Origin of the sequence: Curtobacterium subtropicum, from assembly GCF_030362975.1 — a bacterium.
GTDB classification, from domain to species: domain Bacteria; phylum Actinomycetota; class Actinomycetes; order Actinomycetales; family Microbacteriaceae; genus Curtobacterium; species Curtobacterium subtropicum.
The window spans coordinates 90,025-114,138 of sequence record NZ_JAUCMM010000006.1; the positions used below are offsets into that span (position 1 = coordinate 90,025).

The 24,114-nt window shown below is 73.3% G+C and carries 22 protein-coding genes; 11 read left to right on the top strand and 11 right to left on the bottom strand.

Annotated features, from left to right (window positions below; all coding sequences use genetic code 11):
- The first annotated feature begins 63 nt into the window (after positions 1-63).
- Together QUG98_RS10140 and QUG98_RS10145 are read left to right on the top strand one after the other, a co-directional pair.
- Positions 64-1,755, top strand: coding sequence for a phospho-sugar mutase (locus QUG98_RS10140; RefSeq protein WP_434533435.1), 1,692 nt, complete (start codon positions 64-66; stop codon positions 1,753-1,755).
- Positions 1,756-2,145: 390 nt separating this feature from the next.
- The gene (locus tag QUG98_RS10145; RefSeq protein ID WP_289470409.1) at positions 2,146-2,913 is read left to right on the top strand and encodes a hypothetical protein; all 768 of its coding nucleotides are present in this window, start codon (positions 2,146-2,148) and stop codon (positions 2,911-2,913) included.
- 93 nt (positions 2,914-3,006) lie between these two features.
- Here QUG98_RS10145 and QUG98_RS10150 read toward each other — a convergent pair whose 3' ends face one another.
- Both QUG98_RS10150 and QUG98_RS10155 read right to left on the bottom strand, forming a co-directional pair.
- Positions 3,007-4,785 carry an acetyl/propionyl/methylcrotonyl-CoA carboxylase subunit alpha gene (locus tag QUG98_RS10150; RefSeq protein ID WP_289470410.1) on the bottom strand — a complete coding sequence of 593 codons (1,779 nt, stop codon included), beginning with the start codon at positions 4,783-4,785 and terminating at the stop codon, positions 3,007-3,009.
- 79 nt (positions 4,786-4,864) lie between these two features.
- Entirely contained in the window at positions 4,865-5,674 is an 810-nt protein-coding gene (locus QUG98_RS10155; RefSeq protein WP_289470411.1) for a Maf family protein, read from the bottom strand.
- Positions 5,675-5,688: 14 nt separating this feature from the next.
- Here QUG98_RS10155 and QUG98_RS10160 point away from each other — a divergent pair, with 14 nt between their 5' ends.
- From QUG98_RS10160 to QUG98_RS10175, 4 genes are all read left to right on the top strand, one after another.
- The gene (locus QUG98_RS10160) at positions 5,689-6,948 is read left to right on the top strand and encodes a class I SAM-dependent RNA methyltransferase (RefSeq protein ID WP_289470412.1); all 1,260 of its coding nucleotides are present in this window, start codon (positions 5,689-5,691) and stop codon (positions 6,946-6,948) included.
- Positions 6,949-7,111: 163 nt separating this feature from the next.
- The gene (locus tag QUG98_RS10165; RefSeq protein ID WP_058728855.1) at positions 7,112-7,828 is read left to right on the top strand and encodes a response regulator transcription factor; all 717 of its coding nucleotides are present in this window, start codon (positions 7,112-7,114) and stop codon (positions 7,826-7,828) included.
- A 5-nt stretch (positions 7,829-7,833) separates the two neighbouring features.
- Positions 7,834-9,135, top strand: a complete 1,302-nt coding sequence (locus tag QUG98_RS10170; RefSeq protein ID WP_289470413.1) for a sensor histidine kinase — start codon at positions 7,834-7,836, stop codon at positions 9,133-9,135.
- Positions 9,132-10,178, top strand: coding sequence for a DUF8320 family protein (locus tag QUG98_RS10175; protein ID WP_289470414.1), 1,047 nt, complete (start codon positions 9,132-9,134; stop codon positions 10,176-10,178). The genes QUG98_RS10170 and QUG98_RS10175 overlap by 4 nt, the downstream gene beginning before the upstream one ends.
- A gap of 449 nt (positions 10,179-10,627) precedes the next feature.
- On the opposite strand, the gene QUG98_RS10180 is transcribed toward QUG98_RS10175, so the two are convergent.
- Both QUG98_RS10180 and QUG98_RS10185 read right to left on the bottom strand, forming a co-directional pair.
- Positions 10,628-10,927: an acyl-CoA carboxylase subunit epsilon gene (locus tag QUG98_RS10180; protein WP_289470415.1), complete on the bottom strand. Its 300-nt coding sequence runs from the start codon at positions 10,925-10,927 to the stop codon at positions 10,628-10,630.
- Positions 10,927-12,522 (bottom strand): acyl-CoA carboxylase subunit beta, encoded by a 1,596-nt coding sequence (locus tag QUG98_RS10185; protein ID WP_058750667.1) that lies wholly within the window; start codon positions 12,520-12,522, stop codon positions 10,927-10,929. Before QUG98_RS10185 ends, QUG98_RS10180 begins: the two co-directional genes overlap by 1 nt.
- A 74-nt stretch (positions 12,523-12,596) precedes the next feature.
- Here QUG98_RS10185 and QUG98_RS10190 point away from each other — a divergent pair, with 74 nt between their 5' ends.
- From QUG98_RS10190 to QUG98_RS10200, 3 genes are all read left to right on the top strand, one after another.
- On the top strand, positions 12,597-13,463 hold the full coding sequence (locus QUG98_RS10190) for a biotin--[acetyl-CoA-carboxylase] ligase (protein ID WP_289470416.1): 867 nt from the start codon (positions 12,597-12,599) through the stop codon (positions 13,461-13,463).
- A gap of 4 nt (positions 13,464-13,467) precedes the next feature.
- Positions 13,468-13,986 (top strand): PH domain-containing protein, encoded by a 519-nt coding sequence (locus QUG98_RS10195; RefSeq protein WP_289470417.1) that lies wholly within the window; start codon positions 13,468-13,470, stop codon positions 13,984-13,986.
- Between the two features lie 72 nt (positions 13,987-14,058).
- A complete protein-coding gene (locus QUG98_RS10200) occupies positions 14,059-15,366 on the top strand; it encodes a UDP-glucose dehydrogenase family protein (RefSeq protein ID WP_289470418.1) in 1,308 nt (435 codons plus the stop codon).
- 153 nt (positions 15,367-15,519) lie between these two features.
- Here QUG98_RS10200 and QUG98_RS10205 read toward each other — a convergent pair whose 3' ends face one another.
- Both QUG98_RS10205 and QUG98_RS10210 read right to left on the bottom strand, forming a co-directional pair.
- Positions 15,520-16,773, bottom strand: a complete 1,254-nt coding sequence (locus tag QUG98_RS10205) for a glycosyltransferase (protein ID WP_289470419.1) — start codon at positions 16,771-16,773, stop codon at positions 15,520-15,522.
- A gap of 46 nt (positions 16,774-16,819) precedes the next feature.
- Entirely contained in the window at positions 16,820-17,305 is a 486-nt protein-coding gene (locus QUG98_RS10210) for a GtrA family protein (protein WP_289470420.1), read from the bottom strand.
- A 133-nt stretch (positions 17,306-17,438) separates the two neighbouring features.
- On the opposite strand from QUG98_RS10210, the gene QUG98_RS10215 reads away from it, so the two are divergent.
- Both QUG98_RS10215 and purE read left to right on the top strand, forming a co-directional pair.
- Positions 17,439-18,575, top strand: coding sequence for a 5-(carboxyamino)imidazole ribonucleotide synthase (locus QUG98_RS10215; protein WP_289470421.1), 1,137 nt, complete (start codon positions 17,439-17,441; stop codon positions 18,573-18,575).
- 199 nt (positions 18,576-18,774) lie between these two features.
- A complete protein-coding gene (purE, locus tag QUG98_RS10220; protein ID WP_289470422.1) occupies positions 18,775-19,284 on the top strand; it encodes a 5-(carboxyamino)imidazole ribonucleotide mutase in 510 nt (169 codons plus the stop codon).
- Between the two features lie 57 nt (positions 19,285-19,341).
- Here purE and QUG98_RS10225 read toward each other — a convergent pair whose 3' ends face one another.
- From QUG98_RS10225 to rfbB, 5 genes are all read right to left on the bottom strand, one after another.
- Positions 19,342-19,986 carry a hypothetical protein gene (locus QUG98_RS10225; RefSeq protein WP_289470423.1) on the bottom strand — a complete coding sequence of 215 codons (645 nt, stop codon included), beginning with the start codon at positions 19,984-19,986 and terminating at the stop codon, positions 19,342-19,344.
- Positions 19,987-20,090: 104 nt separating this feature from the next.
- Positions 20,091-21,233, bottom strand: a complete 1,143-nt coding sequence (locus tag QUG98_RS10230; protein WP_289470424.1) for a glycosyltransferase family 4 protein — start codon at positions 21,231-21,233, stop codon at positions 20,091-20,093.
- A 55-nt stretch (positions 21,234-21,288) separates the two neighbouring features.
- Positions 21,289-22,227 (bottom strand): lysylphosphatidylglycerol synthase transmembrane domain-containing protein, encoded by a 939-nt coding sequence (locus QUG98_RS10235; protein WP_289470425.1) that lies wholly within the window; start codon positions 22,225-22,227, stop codon positions 21,289-21,291.
- A 49-nt stretch (positions 22,228-22,276) separates the two neighbouring features.
- The gene (rfbD, locus tag QUG98_RS10240; protein WP_289470426.1) at positions 22,277-23,128 is read right to left on the bottom strand and encodes a dTDP-4-dehydrorhamnose reductase; all 852 of its coding nucleotides are present in this window, start codon (positions 23,126-23,128) and stop codon (positions 22,277-22,279) included.
- Positions 23,125-24,111, bottom strand: coding sequence for a dTDP-glucose 4,6-dehydratase (gene rfbB / locus QUG98_RS10245; RefSeq protein WP_289470427.1), 987 nt, complete (start codon positions 24,109-24,111; stop codon positions 23,125-23,127). Before rfbB ends, rfbD begins: the two co-directional genes overlap by 4 nt.
- Positions 24,112-24,114 lie beyond the last annotated feature (3 nt).

Below are 24,114 nucleotides of genomic sequence, written 5' to 3' on the forward strand. Positions count from 1 at the left end.
CGGCACGAGGGCGCCTCGGACGGCGCGATCGCGGACGGCGACCTCGGTGAGGGGGCCGAGCCCGTGGCGGACGGCGCCGCTGCTGACGGTCTGGAGGCCGTGCTCACCGCCGCCAGGTCCTGGTCGGAGCAGGACCCGGACGACGAGACCCGCACCGAGTTGGAGGCGCTCGTCGCCGCCGCCACGGGCGACCCCGTGGACGCGGCCGCGGTCGCGTCGCTGCGCGAGCGCTTCTCCGGCCGGTTGGCATTCGGCACCGCGGGGCTCCGCGCCGAGCTCGGCGCCGGTCCGCAGCGGATGAACCGCGTCGTCGTGACGCAGGCCGCCGCCGGTCTCGCACGGTTCCTGATCGACACCGGGCGCGACCGCAGTGTCGTGATCGGGTACGACGGCCGGGTCAACTCGGACGTCTTCGCCCGCGACTCCGCCGAGGTCATGCGTGGCCTCGGGCTCGAGGTCACCCTGCTGCCGTCGGCGCTGCCCACCCCGGTGCTCGCGTTCGCCGTCCGCCACCTCGGTGTCGGCGCGGGTGTGATGGTGACCGCCAGCCACAACCCGCCGCGGGACAACGGCTACAAGGTCTACCTCGGCGGCGGGGACGACGGCTCCCAGATCGTCCCGCCGGTCGACGGCGAGATCGCCGCGGCGATCGACGCGGTCGCCGCCGGCGACGTCCGCGACCTCGTGCGCGCGACCGACTACACGGTGGCGGGTGACGCCCTGGTGCAGGCGTACGTGGACGCGACGGCCGCGACGGTGCCGGCCCCGCGCCTCCCGGCCGACGCGCAGCCGAAGGTCGTCTACACGGCGATGCACGGGGTCGGGTGGGAGACCGCACGCGCGGTGTTCGCCGCCGCGGGCTTCGCGGAGCCGCTCGTCGTCCCCGAGCAGATCGAGCCGGACGGGGCGTTCCCCACCGTGTCGTTCCCGAACCCGGAGGAGCCCGGCGCGATGGACCTGTCGGTCGCGCGGGGCGTCGCCGTCGGAGCCGACCTGGTCATCGCGAACGACCCCGACGCCGACCGGCTCGCGCTCGCGATCCCGGACGGTGCCGGGTCCTTCCGTCGCCTGTCCGGCAACGAGGTCGGGTGGCTGCTCGGCTGGCGTGCGGCCGCGGCCTTCGCCGCCGGATCGCCGGAGGCCTCGGGCGCGCTCGCCGCGTCGATCGTGTCGTCGCCGGCGCTGTCCCGCGTGGCCGAGCGGTACGGGCTCGAGTACCGCGACACGCTGACCGGCTTCAAGTGGGTGTCGCGCGTGCCCGGGTTGGTGTTCGGGTACGAGGAGGCCCTGGGCTACCTCGTCGACCCGGCGGTGGTCCGTGACAAGGACGGCATCTCGGCGGCCCTGGCGCTGCTCGACCTCGCCGTGTCCCTGGCGGCGGAGGGGCGGACGATCGCCGACCAGCTCGACGCGTTCGCCGCCGAGTTCGGGGCGTTCGCGTCGGGCCAGGTGTCGACCCGTGTGGACGATCTGTCGCGCATCGGGGAGGTCATGGCGGCCCTGCGGTCGTCGGCGCCCTCGTCGCTCGGTGGCCTCGACGTCACGGGCGTGACCGACTACTCGGACGGGGTCGCGGGCTTCCCGCCGTCCGACATCCTGCGCTACGACCTCGAGGGTGGTGCGCGGGTCATCGTCCGCCCGAGCGGCACCGAGCCGAAGGTGAAGGTCTACATCGACACCGTGGCGAGCACCCCTGCCCAGGCCCAGGCGCTCGTCGACGCCCTCGCCGCCGACGTGCGCCCGCGCGTGTCGTAGCGCGCGGCCTGCCGGCTCCGGCCGGCGGCGCGGAACCTGGTTCCGGACACAGCACCGCGCTTCTTCGCGGTGCTGTGTCCGTTCCGCGGTCTTCGGTACTCGGTCGACGCCCACATCGACAGCTCAGATGGTCCTGCACAGGGACGTTCCGAGCGCATCGATCCACCGGTCGCGAGCTCGACCGCTGGAACGACCGCGGGCCCTGGGCACGATGCGACCATGGAACGCCTCACACTGACACGTACGCCCGCCGACGACGCCGCAGCACGGGCACGCCGCAGACGACTCCGGACGGGTGAACACGTCCGCGTCGGCTACGGCATCACCACGTCAGCAGAGGCGTTCGAAGCCGCGTCGGAAGCCACACGGCACCGGGCTCGGATCGATGCCGTGACGGCGCGATCCCGGCCGGGCCCGATCGTCTCGCACCAGTCGGCGGTCGTGATGCACGGACTGCCGTGGTTCGGACCGTTGCCCGAGCGTGTGCTGCTCACCGATCCGACACGGGACCGGTCACAACGGCTGCGGTTCAGCGACAAGGTCCCCGCTCGGGGCCGCACAGTGGGCGCCGTCGACATCGACGGTGTCCGGACGACCGATCTCGTCGAGACCGCGGTGGACATCGCGCTGCGGTGCGATCGCGGTCACGCGATCGTCGTACTCGACGCTGTGCTCCGGCAGGGAGTGGAACGACGGACACTGGTCGCTGCGCTCGACCGTCGCCCCGTCCGTCGGGGCAAGGCCCGCGCGAGCCGCCTGATCGGCATCGCCGACGCGCGCACGGAGTCACCGGGGGAGAGCCTGACAAATCTCGTCGTCCACGACCTCGGTCTTCCCACACCGGTCCTCCAACACGAGTTCAGCCTCGGCGGTCACGTCGTCGCCCGAGTCGACTTCTGGTTCCCGGAGCAGGGCGTGGTGGTCGAGTTCGACGGCCTGGCGAAGTACCGGGACCGTGCACTCCGCGGTGGACGGTCGGCGGACCAGGTCATCGTCGATGAGAAGCTCCGCGAGGATGCTGTCCGGTCCTTCCCCGAGGTCGAGCGCGTGGCGCGGGCGACCTGGCGCGACGTCATGCCCGGAGGGCGCGCCCCGCAGATCCTGGCTCGAGCCGGGCTGCCGGTGCCTCGAGGGGTCGACCGGACGCCGTCGTGGTGAACCCCGAGCGCTCCGCACACTCTGGAACGGACACAGCACCGCGGAACTCCGCGGTGCTGTGTCCGGAACCTGATTCCGAGGGGAAGAACAGAGCTACGCGAGCTCGAGCAGCACGTGGCCGGACGAGACCGTCTGGCCGACGGGGGCGTTCAGGCCGGTCACGACACCGTCGCGCGGGGCCTGGACGGGCTGCTCCATCTTCATGGCCTCGAGGACGACGAGCAGGTCGCCCTTCACCACGGTGTCGCCCTCGGCGACCGCGAGCTTCACCACGGTGGCCTGCATCGGCGACGTCACCGAGCCCGAGGAGGCGAGCCCGCCCTTCACGCCGGACGAACGGCGCTTCGGGGGAGCGGAGGGACCGGCGGGACGACGACCGGAGGCACCGGCGGCGCCACCGCCGACGATCGAGGGCATGGTGACCTCGATGCGCTTGCCCTGGACCTCGACCACGACGCTCTCCCGCGCGGCCGGGGCGGGGAGTTCCTCGGGGGAGCCGCTCCACGCCGGGATGTCGTTCTGGAAGTCCGTCTCGATCCACTGCGTGTAGACGGAGAACGGCGTCTCGTCGTCCGTCGCGAACGCGGGGTCGGACACGACCGCACGGTGGAACGGCAGCACGGTCGGCAGACCGGTGACCTCGAACTCCGCCAGGGCTCGACGCGACCGCTCGAGCGCCTCCTCGCGCGTGGCGCCCGTGACGATCAGCTTCGCGAGCATCGAGTCGAACGAGCCGGAGACGACGTCGCCCGACACCACGCCGGAGTCGACGCGGACGCCGGGGCCCGAGGGGGCGGTGAAGGCGTGCACGGGGCCGGGTGCCGGGAAGAAGTTGCGACCCGGGTCCTCGCCGTTGATGCGGAACTCGAACGAGTGGCCGCGCGGGGCGGGGTCGTCGTAGTCGAGCGTGCCGCCCTCGGCGATGCGGAACTGCTCACGGACGAGGTCGATGCCCGTGACCTCCTCCGAGACGCAGTGCTCGACCTGCAGGCGGGTGTTCACCTCGAGGAACGACACCGTGCCGTCGGCGCCGATGAGGAACTCGCACGTGCCGGCACCGACGTACCCGACCTCGCGCAGGATCGCCTTCGACGACTCGTACAGCCGCTCGGTCTGCGACGCCGTCAGGTAGGGCGCGGGCGCCTCCTCCACCAGCTTCTGGTGGCGGCGCTGCAGCGAGCAGTCGCGGGTCGAGACGACGACGACGTTGCCGTGCTCGTCGGCCAGGCACTGCGTCTCGACGTGGCGCGGCTTGTCGAGGTACTTCTCCACGAAGCACTCGCCCCGACCGAAGGCAGCGATGGCCTCGCGCGTCGCCGACTCGAACTGTGCGGCGACCTCGTCGCGCGTCCGGGCGACCTTCAGACCACGGCCGCCGCCGCCGAAGGCCGCCTTGATGGCGACCGGCAGCCCGACCTCGTCCGCGAACGCGATGACCTCGGCGGCGTCCGCGACGGGCTCGATGGTGCCCGGCGCGAGCGGCGCGCCGACCTTCTCGGCGACGTGACGCGCGGAGACCTTGTCGCCGAGCTGCTCGATCGACTCCGGCGACGGGCCGATCCAGGTGAGCCCGGCGTCGATGACGGCACGGGCGAAGTCGGCGTTCTCGGCGAGGAAGCCGTAGCCCGGGTGCACGGCGTCCGCGCCGGAGCGACGAGCCACCGAGATGATCTTGTCGATGACGAGGTACGTGTCGGCGCTCGTGGTGCCGTTCAGCGCGTAGGCCTCGTCGGCGAGACGGGCGTGGAGGGCGTCGCGGTCCTGGTCGGCGTACACCGCGACCGAGGCCTTGCCAGCGTCGCGAGCCGCGCGGATGATGCGGACGGCGATCTCGCCGCGGTTCGCGATGAGGACCTTGCTGATACGGGGCATGGTACGTCAGCGTATTCGTGCAGCGGCGGCCGGATTTGACCGGCACGTACAAAGAAACAGGGCCGAGCAGTGTGGATGTCTACAGAGCCCACAGATCGTGCCAGGCGACACCGAAGCCGCGGAGCAGCATCGACCGCAGCACCGGCAGCGACAGCCCGACCACGGCGGACGGTGCTCCGTCGATGCGGGTGATGTAGGCGGCGGCCCGCCCGTCGATCGTGAAGGCACCCGCGACCTCGAGCGGCTCGCCCGTCGCCACGTAGGCGTCGATCTCGTCGGCGGACACGTCCTCGGCGAAGGTCAGCACCGCGCTGTCCACCGCGACGACGTGGTCACCGGCGGCGACCAGCGTGGACCCACCGGGCGCGACGTCGCCGAGGTGGCCGGCGATGCCGAGCGGCCCGCCGCCCGACGCGTCCACCCGCCGGACGGGAGGCACGGTGCCCGCCCGCCCCGCGCCTCCAGGCCGGTCGGTGGCCGCGTCGGCAGCCGTGTCGACCCCGCGGTCCAGCCGCCGGTCCACGACGCAGTGGCCGCTCCACAGGGTGCCGCCGCCCGCGGCGAGCATCTGCCGCCACCGGTCCCTGGCGACCTCGGGGTCGTGCGGTTTGCCGTGCAGCACCCCGTCGACCTCGAACGCGGAGTCGCCGCCGAACACGAAGCCGTCGACGGCGGACCCGGCGATCCGGGCGTCGGCGACCGCGTCCGCCTTGGCGACCGCGAGGAGCCCGACGAGCTCCGGACCCGTGAGCTCCCGGCCGAGCTCGGCGCGGGCGGCGTCGACCGCGGCGTCCTCGTCCACCCCCGGTGCGACGAGCACCGGCTCGATGCCGGTCTGCGCCAGGAGGGCACGGCGGGCGGGGGAGGTACTCGCGAGGTACAGGCGCATGGGAACATCGAACCATGGGTGAATCCGTCGGAACGCTGCTCGAACTCGACGTCACCGGGATCGCCCACGGCGGCATCTCGGTGGCACGGCACGAGGGGCGCGTGGTCTTCGTCTCGGACGCGGTACCGGGTGAGCGCGTCGTGGCGCGGGTCACCGAGGACCGCAAGAAGTCGTTCTGGCGCGCGGACACGGTGTCCGTCCTGACCCCGAGCGAGCACCGCGTCGACCACGTCTGGCCCGAGGCCGCCCTCGACCGCGACCCGGCCGTCCGCGCCGGCGGGGCCGAGTTCGGGCACATCGCCCTGCCGCACCAGCGGACGCTGAAGCACGACGTGCTGGTCGACGCGTTCTCGCGCTTCGCCCGCACGGACCTGACCGAGGTGCTCGGGCGCGACGTCGTGGTCGAGGCCGCCCCCGGCGACGACGAGGTGAACGGCCTCGGCTGGCGCACGCGCGTCCGGCTGCAGGTCGACGAGGACGGCACGGCCGGCCCGTTCGCCGCGCGCTCCCACACGGTGGTGCCGGTGGCCTCGCTCCCGCTCGCGACACGGGTCGTGCAGGAGAGCGCGCCGCTCGACCGCGGAGCGATGCCGGGCTCGAGCGTCGTCGACGTCCTGGCACCGAGCGGTGCCGAGGGTGCGCGACTCGTGATCGACGAGCAGAAGCCCACCGTCGTGACCGAGGTCGTGGGGGAGCGCTCGTTCACCGTCGACGACAACGGCTTCTGGCAGGTGCACCGCCAGGCTCCGGCCGTGCTGACCGCGGCGGTGCAGGACCTGGTCGACCGCGACCGGCTCGACCCGGAGGGGCAGCACCTCGACCTGTACGGCGGCGTCGGACTGCTCGCCGCGGCGCTCGGCGACGTCGTCGGCCCGAAGGCCCGGATCACGAGCGTCGAGAGCGCGCCCCGGGCCACCGAGCACGCGCAGGAGAACCTGGCGGAGTGGATCGGCGCCCGCGCCGAGACCGCTCGGGTGGACCGCTGGCTCGCCAGGACGGCCGCGGACGCGTCCCGGCCCGAGCTGCAGCGCTTCCGCGCCGGTACCGTCGTGCTCGACCCGCCGCGCTCGGGTGCCGGTCGCGAGGTCGTCGTGCAGATCGCCGCGCTGCAGCCCGCGCAGGTCGTCTACGTCGCCTGCGACCCCGTCGCCCTGGCGCGGGACGTCGCGACCTTCGCGGACCTCGGGTACCGGCTCGAGGCGCTGCGGGCGTTCGACCTGTTCCCGCACACCCACCACCTCGAGGCCGTCGCGCGCCTGGTGCCGTTCGCCTGAACCGGGCCTGGTGCCGATCGCCTGCGCCGCCCCGGTGCGGTGGTCCCCTCCACTGTGTGACACGGTGTCCCAGAACGCCGAGTCTGGGTCCGACCTGGGTATCCTTGGTCGGTGATCGCTCCCGGCGACAGGGGCCGGGCGTGCATCGGAACGAGAGGCCACCGTGGCAGCAGACACGAACACCAGCAGCGGAGCGACCGGACTGGCGACCAGGCCCGTCCGCGTCGCGATCGTCGACGACCACGAGTCCGTGCGGCTCGGCATCCAGGCAGCGTGCCAGAACGAGGGCTTCGAGGTGGTGCTCACCGCCGCGAGCGTCCCCGAGTACGTCGCGCAGCTCGGGGGACGCGAGGTCGACGTCGTCGTGCTCGACCTGTCGCTCGGCGACGGCTCGACGGTCACCGCGAACGTGAAGGGTGTGCAGGGCACCGGTTCCGCGGTGCTCGTCCACTCGATCGCCGACCGCGTCGCGAGCGTGCGCGAGGCACTGGCAGCAGGGGCAGCCGGGGTCATCCCGAAGTCGTCCGCGACGAAGACCGTGATGGCGGCCGTCGCGACCGTCGCCCGCGGGGACGTGCTCAACAACCTCGAGTGGGCGAGCGCGATCGACGCCGACCGGGACTTCGCGAAGGCGCAGCTCGGTCGTCGTGAGCGCGAGATCCTGCACCTCTACGCCTCGGGCCTGCCGCTCAAGCTCGCGGCCCAGCAGCTCGGCATCGGGTACTCGACCGCGCGCGAGTACCTCGACCGCATCCGCGTGAAGTACGTCGAGGTCGGCCGACCGGCTCCGACGAAGGTCGACCTGCTGCGCCGTGCGGTGGAGGACGGCATCCTGCCCGGGCTCGACTCGGGCATCGACCCCGACACCGACGGTCGCTGATCCCGATGGCCACCACGGCCGGACCGGCCCGTCCGTCGGGCGCGGAGCCACGGGCGACCGGTGTCGCGGGGGCCCCGACGGACGGTGCGGGAGCGGTCGACCCGGCGCCGTTCGGGGTCGACCCGCTGCGCGGTGTCCGGCCGACCATCACGCAGGCGTCCGTCGAGCGGCTCTTCGCGATCCTCATCGCGCTCGCCGCGGTCGGGTACGGCGCGGTCTACGCGCCGCTGGTCGTCGGACAGCTGCCGTACCTCGACCCGGTCTGGGGACCCGTGACGGCGGTCGCGTTCGGCGCCGCACTGGTGTTCGTGGGGGTGTCGGCGTTCGTCCAGCGCCTGGCCCAGGTCGCGCAGATCGTGTGCGCCCTGCTCTTCCTCGTCGTGCTCGTGACCTGGCCGCTCATCGTCAGCAGGCCGATCCCCGACGACCGGTACCCGTGGCCGTGGTGGTTCTGCACGGTGGCGTCGACCGCGGCGGCGATGGGTTTCGCGCCGTGGCGGGCGACGGTGTACACCGCGCTCGTCCCGGCCGTCTACGTCGTCGTGCGCCTGAGCCCGGTCGGCGGAGGTGCCGGCCAGGGCGCGTTCCTGCAGGGCGTGTACACGGCGATCCTCAGCGGCGGAGTACTGGTCATCGCGGTGCTCCTCCGCCGCGCCGCAGCTGCCGTGGACACCGCACAGGCCACCGCGGTCCGCCGCTACTCGTCCGCGATCCGTGAGCACGCCACCGAGGTCGAGCGCGTGCAGGTCGACGCGATCGTCCACGACAGTGTGCTGACGACGCTGCTCTCGGCAGCGCGCGCGCACAGCCCCGAGGCCAAGGCGCTCGCCGCCCGGATGGCGCGGAACGCGATCGACCACCTGGCCGCTGCCGCAGCGGACCTGCCCGGCGAGGCCCCGCCGGTGACGGTCCACGAGCTCCGCGGGCGGATCACCGCCGCGGTGGGCGCGCTGGCGGCCCCGGTGCACCTCCGCGACGCACCGGTCGGTGGGATGCGGGTGCCCGCGACGGTGGCCGACGCGCTGGCCTCGGCGGCACTGCAGGCGTCGGTGAACAGCGTGCAGCACGCCGGCGGACCCGAGGTCGACCGGTGGGTGCGTGTCGAGCAGCGCGGCGCTTCGGTGCACGTGGAGGTCGGGGACGACGGCGCCGGCTTCGACCTCGGGGCGGTCCCGACCGCGCGCCTCGGCGTGCGTCGGTCGATCATCGAACGTGTCCAGGCCGTGGGTGGCACGGCCGTGGTCGCGAGCAACCCCGGCGCGGGCACCCGGATCCGGCTCGAGTGGCACCCGGGGGCGCAGGCGTGAGGGTCTCGCTCCCCGCCGGCATCGCCATCGGGCTCGCCGCGCTGTTCTCCGTCTTCCACCTCGTCCTCGGCGTGGCGTCGTTGGCGACGGTCACCGAGGTCGGCCCGGTGCTCACGTGCATGGCGCTCTACGCGGCTGCGAGCGGCGTGGCGGTCTTCCTCCCCGGCCGCCCCCTGCCCGTCTGGGCCGCGTGCTTCTCGCTCGCCACCGCCCTGGTCATGCCGGTCATCGCCGCCCCGGTGGTCGACCTGACGGACAAGAACGACTCGACCACCTGGTGGGTGGCCGCCGTCGGCACGCTCATGGTCGTGCTCGTCGTGCGGGGCCGTCGGGCCTTCGCCTGGGCCGGGGTCGTGTTCGTCACCCTCTTCGTCGTGGTCTGGGCGGGCCCCGGAGCGTTCGGCGACCTGGGCCTGGTCGGCAACCTCACCTGGGTCGCGGTCGCCACCGGGTTCGCCGTGGCGATGGACCGGGCCACACGGACCACGCAGGAGTTCCTGCGCGCCGAGCAGGAGACCGCGGACTGGCAGGCCGCGCAGGACGCGCACGTGTTCGAGCGGCAGTTCCGGCTGAGCCAGACGACGAGGATGGCGCTGCCGATGCTCGAGCGGGTCATCGAACGGGACGGCGACCTGACCGACGACGAGCGGTCGGAGTGCCTGCACCTCGAACAGGCCATCCGCGACGAGATCCGCGGTCGGTCCCTGCTGTCGGACGACGTGCGCGACGAGGTGATGCGCCTGCGGCGTCGCGGCGCCACGGTGCAGCTGCACGACGACGGCGGGCTCGACGACCTCGAGGTGGACGACCTCCGCCGCGTGCACGCCGAGATCGCGGACGCCCTGCGTCGTGCCCGGGACGCGGACAACGTCATCGTCCGCACGGTGGCCGAGGGGTCGGACGCTGCGGTCACGATCGTCGGGCTGCGACTCGACACCGCCGCGAGCGAGTCCGCGGCGCTCGGTGCCGGTCTCGACGACGACGAGGACGAGGACGACTCCGTGGTGCTCTGGACCGAGATCCCGCGCCGCGCGGCGGTCTGAGGCTGCACCCGGGGTAGGGCGGGGTCCCGGAAACGGGGAACGGGCCGGTCCGAGGGACCGGCCCGTTCACGACCCGAGCCTGAGCGACAACCCGAATGTCGCCCTGGCTCGCAGCTGGTCGGAGGCGTCGTACCCTAGTCGGCCACCGACCAACGATGTTCTTCTGTGAAGGACACCGAACACGAACAATGATGCCCCCGGTGAGAGGCCGTGTCAGTCGTCATTATGGGGGACAAATTGCGCACATCCGGTGCTGCAACAGCGACGTTGTCCCCCGATCGAGGGGAGACCGACCGGGAAGTGCACCGTGCAACCGTGCGGCCCGGGCCGGGTTGCGTCGTGCGACAGGGGTACATCGTGCCTCCGGTACCCCCGGACGCACAAGACCCCCGTCGATGGACGACGGGGGTCCTGCGGATGACGTACGGGTCCCCGCAACCCAGCCGGGCTCAGCGCAGGGACCGGCTCCAGGCGCCGTACCCGTGCTCGATCGGCCGGCGGAGGCCCCGAGCGGACGCGTCCCAGCCCGAACGCGGTGACCCGGTGACCTCGGCCCGACCGAGCGCAGCGGCCTCGTCGGCCTGTCGCTGGAGGACGGCCACGACGGCCGCGAGTTCCTCGGGCGACGGGTCGCCGGCGACGACGCGGACGTCCGCGACGACCGGACCGGTGGTCCCGTCCGGCGTGGACGCTGCCGTCCCCTCGGGGACCGCGGCGTCAGCGGGGACGTGTGCTGCGTGCCTGCCCATCAGAGCGGGATGTTCCCGTGCTTCTTCGGCGGCAGCGACGCGCGCTTCCCCCGGAGTGCCCGCAGCGCCTTGATGACCGAGACGCGGGTCGCGTGCGGCTGGATGATGCCGTCGAGTTCACCGCGCTCGGCCGCGAGGTACGGCGACGCCACGTTGTACGTGTACTCGTTCGCGAGCCGGGTGCGGACCGCGGCGACGTCCTCGCCCGCTTCCTCGGCACGCTTGATCTCGGCGCGGTAGAGGATGTTGACGGCACCCTGGCCGCCCATCACCGCGATCTCGGCGGTCGGCCACGCCAGGTTGATGTCCGCGCCGAGCTGCTTCGACCCCATGACGATGTAGGCGCCGCCGTAGGCCTTGCGCGTGATGACGGTGACGAGCGGCACGGTCGCCTCGGCGTAGGCGTACAGCAGCTTCGCGCCGCGGCGGATCACACCGGTCCACTCCTGGTCGGTCCCGGGCAGGTAGCCGGGGACGTCGACGAGCGTCAGGATGGGGATGCCGAACGCGTCGCAGAACCGGACGAAGCGCGCGGCCTTCTCGCCGGCGTCGATGTTCAGCGTGCCGGCCATCGCCTGCGGCTGGTTCGCGATGATGCCGACCGTGCGGCCCTCGACGCGACCGAAGCCGACCATGATGTTCGGCGCGAAGAGCGGCTGGACCTCGAGGAACTCGCCGTCGTCGACGATGTGCTCGACGATCGTGGTGACGTCGTACGGCTGGTTCGTCGAGTCGGGGATGACGACGTCGAGCTCGTGGTCGGCGTCGGTCGTCTCGAGCTCCGGGGCGACGTCGTACGCCGGCGGGTCGGACAGGTTGTTGTCCGGCAGGAACCCGACGAGCGACCGCGCGTAGTCGAGGGCGTCGGACTCGTCCTCGGCCAGGTAGTGCGCCACACCGGAGACGGCGTTGTGGGTCTGCGCGCCGCCGAGCTCCTCGAAGCCGACGTCCTCGCCGGTGACGGTCTTGATGACGTCGGGGCCGGTGACGAACATGTGGCTCGTCTTGTCCACCATGATCACGAAGTCGGTGAGCGCGGGGGAGTACACCGCGCCGCCGGCCGCCGGGCCCATCACGATCGAGATCTGCGGGATGACCCCGGACGCCTGCGTGTTCAACCGGAAGATCTCGCCGTACTTGCCCAGGGCGACGACGCCCTCCTGGATGCGGGCGCCGCCGGAGTCGAGGATGCCGATGATCGGCACGCCGGTCTTCAGCGCGTGCTGCATCACCTTGACGATCTTCTCGCCGGCGACCTCGCCGAGCGACCCGCCGAACACGGTGAAGTCCTGCGCGTAGACCGCGACGTTGCGGCCGTGGATCGTCCCGACGCCGGTCACGACGGCGTCGCCGTACGGGCGCTTGGCGTCCATGCCGAACGACGTGGTGCGGTGGCGCACGAACTCGTCGAACTCGACGAAGGAGTTCTCGTCGAGGAGCTGCTCGATGCGCTCGCGGGCGGTGCCCTTGCCCTTCGCGTGCTGCTTCGCGATGGCGGCCTCGCCCGCGGCGGTCACGGCCTCGTGGTAGCGGTCGCGCAGGTCCGCGAGGCGACCGGCCGTGGTCGAGAGGTCGGGGGTGTCTCCTGTGGTCACCCGCTCACCCTACCGGCGGCCGGGACGGGGCCGGTTGGAGGACCCCCACGGTTCCTGCCCGTAGATTTGCGTGCATGTCCACACCCGTCCCGCCCGTCCTGCCGCGTGCCCGTGCCGCCGTCGAGACCGCGGGCGGGGTGTTCGATGCCGTCGGGCGGACCGGCTCCACGAACGCCGACCTGCTGGCCGTGGCAGGTGGACGGCCGCACGGCAGCGTCGTGGTCACGCTCGACCAGACGGCCGGGCGCGGACGCCTCGACCGCTCCTGGAGCGCGCCGGCCGGGCAGACGCTCGCGGTGAGCCTGCTCGTCCGTGCCGACCTGGACGACCGCGACCGCGGGTGGCTGCCCCTGGTGGCCGGCACCGCGATGCGCGACGCGGTGTCCACGCTGGTGCCGGACGTCGACGAGCCGGGTCGGGCCTCCCGTCCGGACGACGACGCCGAGACCGACCGCACCCCCGCGACGGAGCCGCGTGTCCTGGTGAAGTGGCCGAACGACGTGCTGGTCGACGGACGCAAGGTCTGCGGCATCCTCTGCCAGGTCGCACCCGACGGCAGCGTCGTCGTCGGTGCCGGCGTCAACCTGACCATCCCCGCGGACGCGTTGCCCACGCCGACGTCCACGTCGCTCGCGGTCGCGGGCGCGCGTGACGACGCCGTGACGCTCGCGGACGCGGTCCTGTCGGTCTGGGCCGCGGCCGTCCTGGAGGCGGTGGGCGCGCTGGTCGCCGGTGGTCCCGGAGCCGACGTGGTCCGGTCCCGCGTCCGCGCGGCCTGCGGCACGATCGGTCGCCGCGTCCGTCTGGAACTGCCCGACGGCACCGTCGACGAGGTCGACGTCACCGGCGTCGACGACGACGGTCGGATCACGATCCGGGATCGGGACGGACGATCCAGGGGCGTCGCGGTGGGGGACCTCACCCACCTGCGGTATGCATGACGGCATGACCGCCGAGCCGCCGCCCGAACGCGTCGTCGCGCGGCTCCGGCCGCACGCACGGCGGCTGGTCCGGCCGGCGGTCTTCGTCGTGCTCGTCGCGCTCGCCGGCGGGTTCGGCTTCGGCGTCTTCCGCGCGCAGCTCGCCTGGTTGAACGCGGTGGTCGCCGGGCTCACGGTGCTGCTCGTCGTCCTCGGTGGGCTCGTCCCGCTGCTGCGCTGGATGTCCGAGCGGTACGTGGTGACCACCCGGCGGCTCGTCGTGGTGCACGGCCTCGGCACGCGCACGCGTCGTGAGCTGCTGCACTCGCGGGGGTACGACGTGACGGTGCGCCGCCGTGGGCTGCAGGGGGTGTGGCGGTCCGGCGACGTGCTCGTCTTCCCGGGTGAGGAGCCGCCCGTGGTGCTCGGGGACGTGCCGCACGCGGACCTCGTGGTGGCCGTGCTGCACGACCTCGTCGAGGCGCACGAGGCCCGGCGTCGGCACCGGGAGCCGGACTGGGACGAGATCGTCGGCGGGTACTGACCGGAGCCGAGTTCACCTCATGATCGCCGTGTCCCGGCAGGGCCGGACCACGGTGTCGGGTAGCGTCGTCCCGTGCGCATCTCCGTCATCGGCTGCGGGTACCTCGGTGCCGTGCACGCCGCCTCCATGGCCACGCTCGGACACGAGGTCGTCGCGGTCGACGTCGACCCGGTGAAGATCGGACAGCTCGCCGCGGGGCAGGCGCCGTTCTTCGAGCCCGGACTGCCCGAGACCCTCGGCGAGGCGCTCGCCTCCGGTCGCATCGAGTTCACGACCGACACCGCCCGGGTCGCCGGTGCGCGCGTGCACTTCCTCGCCGTCGGCACACCCCAGGGGCCGACGGGTGCGGCGGACATGACCCACGTCGACGCCGCGGTGACGGACCTCCTGCCGCACCTCGCCCCCGGCGACCTGGTGGTCGGCAAGTCCACCGTCCCGGTCGGGACCGCTGCACGGCTCGCCGAGCGCGTGCGCGAGGTCCAGCCCGAGGCGACCCTCGTGTGGAACCCCGAGTTCCTCCGCGAGGGCTTCGCGGTGCAGGACACCGTCGCGCCCGACCGGTTCGTGTACGGCGTGCCGGCGGGCGAGGCCGGAGCGCGTGCCGTGGCCGTCCTCGACGAGGTCTACGCGCAGGCGCTCGCCGCCGGCATCCCACGGCTCGTCGTCGACCTGCCCACCAGCGAGCTCGTCAAGATCAGCGCGAACGCCTTCCTCGCGACCAAGATCTCGTTCATCAACGCGATGGCGGAGATCGCCGAGGTCGCCGGAGCGGACGTCACGGCGCTCGCCGACGCCATCGGGCACGACGACCGGATCGGCCGCAAGTTCCTCAACGCCGGACTCGGGTTCGGTGGCGGGTGCCTGCCGAAGGACATCCGGGCGTTCCAGGCGCGGGCGGACGAACTCGGCGTGGGGCAGTCCCTCGGGTTCCTCGCCGAGGTGGACGCGATCAACCTCCGGCGTCGCGCACACGTCGTGACCCTCGCCGGCGAGCTGCTCGGCGGTTCCGTCGAGGGACGGCGCGTGGCCGTGCTCGGCCTCGCGTTCAAGCCGAACTCCGACGACGTCCGCGACTCCCCGGCGCTGGACATCGCCGCGCGGCTCGTCGAGCTCGGTGCGTCGGTGCGGGCGTACGACCCCGCGGCGAACCACACCGCGGCCCGGGTGCGCCCAGAGGTCGCGACCGTCGACTCGGCCGGCGAGGCGCTGCGCGACGCCGACCTCGTGCTCGTGCTGACCGAGTGGGCCGAGTTCCGTGAGCTGGACCCGCGGGTCGTCGCCGAGCTGGTGGCCGCGCCCGTGGTGCTCGACGGCCGGAACTGCCTCGACCGCGACGCGTGGACCGCCGCCGGGTTCACGGTGCGCGGCATGGGGCGGTGACCGGCGCGACGGCACGTTGACGGTCGCGCCGGGCCTGCGCTGACGGTCGCGCCGGGCCCGCGCTGACGGTCGCGCCGGGCCCGCGCTGACGGTCGTGCTGCTGGTCGGTGCGTGCGCTGCCGCGCGACGGTGCGCGGACGGTCGTGCTGGTGGTCAGTCGGGGTGCTGCCCCGCTGCGGCCCGCAGGACCGCGCGGTAGCGCGCACCGATGCGGTCGCCCGTGTACGGCTCGGCGGCCCGTCCGGCTCCGGCCTGCCATCGCTCCCGCCCGTCCCGGTCGGTGAGGGCGCGCCGCAGCGCCGCGGCCAGCGCGTCCACGTCACCGGGGGGCACGAGCAGGCCGGAGACGTCGTGGTGGACGACGTCACGGATGCCGGGCAGGTCGCTCGCGACGACCGCGGCCCCGACGGCCGCCGCCTCGAGGAGCGTCACGGGGAGGCCCTCCTGGTCCCCGTTCGACGCGGGGACGGACGGCATCGCCACCACCGTGGCGGACGCCAGCGCGTCGAGGACCTCGTCCTTCCCGAGCTGGCCGGCGAAGGTCACCGGCAGCCCCGCTGCTCGGCGTCCCAGCCCGGCGCGGAGCGGGCCGTCGCCGACGACGACCACCTCCCACGGGACGTCGTCGATGCGTCGGAGGGCGTCCAGGAGCACCGCGAAGCCCTTCTTCTCGACGAGCCGCCCGACCGCCACGATGCGTCCCGGGACGCGAGCCGTGCGCGCCCTCGCGGCTGCGGCCGGCCCGGGTTCGACACCCATCGGCACCACGCTCGTGCCCGACTCGGGGACGCCCCACGCGGTGAGTCGCTCGCGCATCTCGCCGTTCACCGTCGTCACGTGCGCCGCCCGGCGCAGCACCCAGCGCTTCAGCTGGACCAGGGGTGCGGCGCGCAGGGCGTAGACGTCGCCGCCGTGCGTGGTGACGACCATCGGCACGCGCGGTGCGGCCAGGGTCGCGACCAGCGCCTGCGGGACGGTCCAGTGGGCGTGCACGACGTCCGGTCCCCCCGTCCGGACCGCGCGTCGGACCGCCAGGTACTGCGCCGCGAGCAGGGCCGGGACCTGCAGGACGCGGCTGCGACGGGCCCGGAGGTTGTCGAGGATCGCCCCGTCGGCGAGGTCCTCGAAGCGTCGCGGGAAGTACGGGTAGCGCACGACACGGACACCGTCGACGACCTCGTCCGCCGCGGCTCCCGGTACCCGGGGCGTGAGCACGACGGTGTCGAACTCCTCGGCCTCGTGCCGCGCGAGGTCGAGCACGAACGCGGGCACGCCGTCGTCCGGTCGGGCTGGGAACGTCGACGCGAGGACGAGGAGCCGTCGGCGCGGGCGGAGCGCCCCGGCCCGTCCTGCGGTGTCGCCCTCGGCGGTGTCCCCGTGGGGCTCGGCGGTCGGTCCGGAACGCATCGGGCCATCCTACGGACGGCGCCGTGAGGGGCGGCTCCGCGGCGGTTCAGACCTCGTGCGGGAGTCGGGCGTCCTCGGTGACGTCCGTGCGCTCGGCCTCCTGCTGCACGCGGTCGGGGTGGTAGACCCACACCTTGTAGAGCCAGAAGCGGAAGGCGGTGCCCAGCAGGAGCCCGATCACGTTGCCGGACACGTTGTCCGCGAACGCCGAGGTGAACCCGAGCACGTAGTGGGAGATCCCGAGGCAGCCGAGCGAGATCGCCATGCCGCCGAGCGAGACGACGAGGAACTCCACGCCCTCCCGCGCCGCGACCGACCGACGCTGGTGGCGGAAGGTCCAGTACCGGTTGCCCAACCAGTTCACGGCGATGGCGATGACGGTCGAGACCACCTTCGCCCAGAAGGGCCCCGAGTGCACCTCGTCGGGGGAGAGCACGGTGGCGCGCAGCAGGTTGAACACGCTGAAGTCGACGACGAAGCCCACGGCCCCGACGACTCCGAACCGGGCCAGCTGCGCGATGAGTCGCCGCACGTCGTCTCCAAGGTCCGTAGAGTTGTGGATGTCCGGGCGGTTCCCGGCGCACGCCGGTCGGCGACCGGCAGGACCTCGATTGTAGACAGCGTGCTCTCACCGACCGGTGGGAGCGGCGGAAGGAACACACAGCATGGCCTTGCGTGTCGGAGTCGTCGGTGGCGGACAGCTCGCCCGGATGATGGTCCCTGCTGCGGTCGAGCTCGGTCTCGACATCCGCGTCCTCGCCGAGGGCCCGGGCATGTCGGCGGCCATCGCGGCGACCGCCGAGGGCGATTACCACGACCTCGACACCGTCCTCGCCTTCGCCCGCGACGTCGACGCGGTCACCTTCGACCACGAGCACGTGCCGCAGGACGTCCTCCGGGGCCTCGTCGAGGCCGGGGTCGCCGTGCACCCCGGGCCGGACGCGCTCGCGGTCGCGCAGGACAAGATCGTCATGCGGCAGCGGCTGAGCGACCTCGGACTGCCGGTGCCGGACTGGGCCGCCGTGCGCGACGCCGGGGAACTCGGTGCCTTCCTCGCCGACCACGGCGGTCGGGCCGTCGTCAAGACCGCTCGTGGCGGCTACGACGGCAAGGGCGTGCGGGTGGTCTCCGACGCCTCGGACGTCGACGACTGGTTCGCTGCGGTCGCCGAGTCCGGCTCCGACCAGGCGCTGCTCGTCGAGGAGCTCGTGCCGTTCACCCGCGAACTGGCCCAGTCGGTCGCGCGCCGCCCCTCCGGCGAGATCGTCGCCTGGCCGCTCGTCGAGACGGTCCAGCGTGACGGCGTCTGCGCCGAGGTGATCGCCCCGGCCCCCGCCAGCGCCGGACGGCTCGCCGACGCGGCCGAGTCGCTCGCGGTCCGCATCGCGGAGGAACTCGGCGTCACCGGCGTGCTCGCCGTCGAGCTGTTCCAGACGGCCGACGAGCGCATCCTCGTCAACGAGCTCGCGATGCGGCCGCACAACACCGGCCACTGGACGATCGACGGGGCGACCACGAGCCAGTTCGAGCAGCACCTCCGCGCGGTGCTCGACCTGCCGCTCGGCGCGACCGGGTCGCACGACGCGGTCGCCGTGATGGTGAACGTGCTCGGCGGACCCGCTGACGGCGACCTCGCCGCCCGGTACCCGAGTGCGCTCGCAGCCTTCCCCGATGCGAAGCTGCACTTCTACGGCAAGGCGCCCCGCCCCGGACGCAAGGTCGGGCACGTGACGGTGACCGGGGAGGACGTCGACGACGTCGTCTACCGGGCGCGCGCGGCGGCCGCGCACTTCGACGACTGACGCGCGCACACCGGGGTGCCGGTGCGCTCGGGCACGGACGGGAGGCCCGGTACCGGTCCCGGGGCGGCGGACGTCGGGCGGATGGCCGGGCCGGCGGGTCGACCCGGGCGACCCGCGCGGTCCAGCCGGGCTGCGCCTCCCGTCCGGACGTGCGCGGTGCGCACCACCCGCGCCTCGTGGGCTCGGCTAGCCTCGTGTCGTGACCGACACCACCGCGCCCACCCCGCTCGTCTCGATCATCATGGGGTCGGACTCCGACTGGCCCACCATGCGGGCTGCGGCCGACACCCTCACCGAGCTCTCCGTCCCGTTCGAGGCCGACGTGGTCTCGGCGCACCGCACCCCGGACAAGATGGTGCGCTACGCCCGTGCCGCGGCCGGGCGGGGCATCCGGGTCGTCATCGCCGGCGCCGGCGGAGCCGCGCACCTGCCCGGCATGGTCGCCTCGCTGACGACGCTCCCCGTCATCGGCGTGCCCGTGCAGCTCGCGCGGCTGGACGGACTCGACTCGCTGCTCTCGATCGTGCAGATGCCGGCCGGCATCCCGGTGGCGACGATGGCGATCAACGGCGCCGCGAACGCGGGACTCCTCGCGGCGCGGATCATCGGGTCGTCGGACCCGGACGTCGCCGCACGGCTCGAGGAGTACGCCGCCGGACTCGAGCGTGTCGTCGAGCAGAAGGCCGCGGCGCTCCGCTCGCAGCTCTGACGATCCGTCCCCGGACCGGTGCGGTGACCGCGGGACCGGCGGTCGACGCGCGGTGGATCAGGCGGGGGTCGCGACGCCCGTGATGCCGTCGACCGAGACGGACCGCGCGCCGTCCGCGGTCGTGACCGTGGCCGCCCACGTCGGCGCGGAGGACGTGCCACCGAGGACGAGGGACGCGAGCTGCCCGCCTCCGACCGCCGTCATCGCTGCGGCAGCGGCGCTCGCCGCGGTGGTCTGCAGCGCAGCGGTCCGCGCGGTCGTGGTGGCCTGGGTCGCTGCGTCCACCTGCTCGGGGAACGGACCGGACGTCACGCGGTCGAGGGTCGCCGACACGACGGACTTCGTCTGGGAGCCGTCCGGTCCTGCGACGACGACCGTCCACGAGTCGCCGGAGCCGGCGATCGAGACGACGGTGCCGCCGCCGGCGGCGGCGGTGCCCTGCGCGGCGATCTTGCCGAAGTCGACGTCCTCCGGCTGGTCGACGCCACTGCCGTTGCCGGTGCCGCTCGCGGTGCCGTCGTCGGTCGGGACGGTGCCGTCGTCACCCGTGCCGCCGCTCGCGCTGCTGCTCGACGAGGGACCGGACGGGGTACGGGAGGCGTCCGGGCCGGTGTCCTCGCCGGAGCACGCAGCCAGGGTCGTCGTGAGACCGACGGCGAGGGCGATCGAGGCGATGAGGACCGGAGCGGGACGACGCGACATGGGTCGATGATGGCAGTCGTCCCGGGGCTGCGCCGCGTGCACGTCGGTGGGTCGGCGCATCGGTGCACGACCGTGACCGTCCGGGTGGCTGTTGCTCCTGTGGCTCAGAGGTCGGCGTGCAGCTGCCAGGTCTCGAGTGCCGAGTCGCGCCAGTCGAACATCCGGGCGCGGTCCGGACCGGCGACGGCGAGTTGGCCGGCGAGCAGCGGATCGGCGGTCACCTGGTAGACCGCCTGGGCGAGACGCTCGGGGTACGAGTCCCGCGGGTCCCGCGCCACGACGACACCGGCGTCCGCAGCGACCTCGCTGACCGCGGCGTCGTCCGAGTGGATCACGGGGGTGCCGAGGCTCATCGCCTCGATCACCGGCAGACCGAACCCCTCGGCGAGGCTCGGGAAGACGAACACCGTCGCTCGGTCGTACACGACCGCGAGGTCGGCGTCGTCGACGCGGCCCAGCACCTTGACCCGCTCGGCCGAGAGCCCCGCACGTTCGGCGGTCCCGAAGACGTCGACGTCGCCCCAGCCGTCCGGCCCGGCGATGACCAGCGGGACGTCCTGCGGCGCGTCGGGGTGCGCCATCGCCTCGATGAGGTGACGGAGCCCCTTCCGGGGTTCGAGCGTCCCCACGGCGAGCACGTAGCGCGGGGGGAGCCCCAGGCGCTCGGCGCGGTGGTCGGCGTCGACGGGGACCCGGAGGCGACCGGTCGGGGCGCCACCGATCACCCGCAGCCGGTCGCCGAAGCGGTGGATCTCGTCGAGCTGTCCCGCGACCGCGTGGGTCGGGACGACGACGGCGTCTGCGTGCTTCCACGCACGCTTCACCATGGCCCGGTGGAAGTGCACACCGCGCGGCGTCAGGGTCTCGGGGTGGGTCCACGGGACGGTGTCGTGCACCGTCACGACGGTCTGCCGCCCCGGCTCTTGGAACCGGTCGTGCTTGACGAGGGGTGCGAGCACGCTCGGCGCGTGCACCATGCCGCGCGATGCGCCGTGCGCGAGGCCGCCCTGCCACGCCACGGCGAGCTCACGCCGGGGCAGGGCGAGGCGGTCGATGCCGGCGAGCCCCGGGAGCAGCGTGCGCAGGTGGTCGACGTCGGCGCGCGGAGCGGCGGAGACGATGCCCTCCACGTCGCAGCCGGCGGGCGCCGTGTCGACGAGCTTCCGGGTGAGCTCCTCCGCGTAGCGGCCGATCCCACCCGGGACGGGCGCGATCACCTGGTCCACGACGACGCGGAGAGTGGTCATGCGGTCGGGCTCCTCGGGTCGGTGGTGCGGCACTGCGCGCAGTACCGGCGTGACACTACCAGGGGCGCTCGGGAGATCCCGCTGCGCCGCCGCGTCCGCCGCGACGACCGCCGCGACGACGGTGTCGGACCGCCAGGGCCGCTCCGACGGCGGCGAGGACGACGTCGCCGAGGGTCATCATCGCGCGACTGACCACCGCGAGGGCCAGGGCGCCGGGCACGCCGGCGACGGGGCCGAGGAGCAGGACGAGGACGCCCTCGCGCGCTCCGAGGCCGGCCGGGGCGACGACGACCAGGAACCCGACCAGCCAGGCGACGGCGTACGCACCGGTGGCGAGCGGGGGCACCGTCGGGCCGTCCGCACCGAACGCGCGCAGGATCGTCGTCGCCTGCAGGCCGTAGGCGAGCCACATCGCCGTCGACCACCCCACCGATGCGAGGGTCCCGCTCCAGGTGAGCGCGACGACCTGCGGTGGACGACGGAGCAGCCGCATCGCGAGCACGATCAGCCGCGTGAGCACCGGTGGTGCCAGGGTGGCGAGGCCGACCACCGCCACGATCGCGAGCCACCAGAACGTCGTGAGACCGTCGGGGGCTCCGACGAGCAACCCGACGATGCCCACCAGGGCGGCCGTGACCATGCTGACGACCATGGACGCGAGCGCAGCGACCGCGCTCGTCGCGCGGGGGAGACCGTACGCTCGGCCCAGTTCCGCCTGGGCGGCGATCGACCAGACCCCGCCGGGAAGGTACTTGCCGAGCTGCCCGACGAAGAACACCGACGACGCCGCGGTCACGGGCAGCCGTGTCCCGGTCGCCGTGGTCATCGCGCGCCAGGACGCCATGTTGGCCACCAGGGCGACGGCGGTCGCGGCGAGGGCGATCGCCACGGCCCCGACGGAGAGCCCGGCGACGGCACGGGCGACGGCGTCCCACTGTCGGACGACCCCGACGACGAGGAGCGCGACCGCGAGTGCGGCCGCGCTCCACTTCACCGCGGTGAGGATCCGGGCACGGCGTCCCGGGGTCCCACCGGCGGCCGGCTCAGGCGTCGAGGACACCGGCCTCCGCCGCCGCGTGGAGCGCTTCGCGCCAGTCGCGCATCGGTGCGATGCCGGCGCGCAGCCAGGCGTCGTGCCCGAGCACGCTGTACGCGGGTCGCGGCGCAGGACGGACGAACGCCGAGCTGTCGGTCGGCAGGACCCGCTCCGGATCGAGCCCGACCTCGGTGTAGATCGCCTTCGTGAAGTCGAGCCACGACCCCTGGCCGGCGTTCGTGCCGTGGTAGGTGCCGGCCGGTGCGTCGGCGTCGAGCATCGCGACGATCTGTCGGGCGAGGTCGCCCGTCCACGTCGGTTGCCCGACCTGGTCCGTGACCACGCTGACGGTGTCGTGCGACCCGGCGAGCCGGATCATCGTCTTCGCGAAGTTCGGGCCACCCGCGCCGTAGAGCCACGCGGTCCGCACGATGTACGACGAGTCCGGCGCGATCCGCCGGACCGCGGCCTCGCCGGCCGCCTTGGTGCGACCGTAGGCGCCGATCGGGTCGGTCGGCTCGTCCTCGGCGTACGGCGACGTCCCGTTGCCGTCGAAGACGTAGTCGGTCGACACGTGCACGAGCCGCGCGCCCGCAGCGACGGTCGCCGTGGCGAGGACCTCGGGCCCGCGGGCGTTCACCGCGTGTGCGGCCGCCTCGTCCGACTCCGCGTCGTCCACCTTGGTGTAGGCGGCGGTGTTGATGACGACGTCGTGGCCGGCGACCGCCGCGGTGACCGCCTCCGGATCGGTGATGTCCAGCTCGGCGCGGGAGAGCGCGGTGACGTCACGACCGGCGAGGGCCTGCTGGAGGTCCTGGCCGAGCATGCCGGCCGCGCCGGTGATCAGGTAGCGGATCATGCGAGGGCCGCGCGCTCCTTGAGGGGCTCCCACCAGGCGCGGTTGTCGCGGTACCACTGCACGACGTCGGCCAGACCCTGCTCGAACGGGACCTGCGGCTCGTAGCCGAGCTCGGCCTGGATCTTCGAGATGTCCACGGAGTACCGCAGGTCGTGGCCGAGGCGGTCCTGGACGCGGTCGACGTACGACCAGTCCTTGCCGGTCGCCTCGAGCAGCATGCCGGTGAGCTCCTTGTTGGTGAGCTCGGTGCCGCCACCGATGTTGTAGATCTCGCCCGCTCGGCCCTTCACGAGCACCATGGCGATGCCGCGCGTGTGGTCGTCGACGTGCAGCCAGTCGCGGATGTTGTTGCCCTCGCCGTAGAGCGGAACGTGGCGGTCGTCGATGAGGTTCGTGACGAACAGCGGGATGACCTTCTCGGGGAAGTGGTACGGCCCGTAGTTGTTCGAGCAGCGCGTGATCGAGAGGTTCAGCCCGTGCGTGCGGTGGTAGCTGCGGGCGAGCAGGTCGCTGCCCGCCTTCGACGCGGAGTACGGCGAGTTCGGCTCGAGCGGGCGGTCCTCGGCCCACGAGCCCTCGCTGATGGAGCCGTACACCTCGTCGGTGGACACGTGCACGAAGCGCTCCGTGCCGTGGCGGAGTGCGGCGTCCAGCAGGCGCTGGGTGCCGACGACGTTCGTCTCGACGAAGATGCCGGAGTCGCGGACCGAGCGGTCGACGTGGGACTCGGCGGCGAAGTGCACGATCGCGTCGACGCCGGGGACGACCTCGTCGAGCTTCGCGGCGTCGGTGATGTCGCCCTGCACGAAGGAGTAGCGGGGGGAGTCCGAGACGGGCGCGAGGTTCTCGAGGTTGCCCGAGTAGGTCAGCGCGTCGTAGACGACGACGTCGGCGCCTTCCAGGCCGGGGTAGGCGTCCTGCAGCGTACGGCGGACGAAGTTCGAGCCGATGAAGCCGGCTCCTCCGGTGACGAGGATCTTCACGCG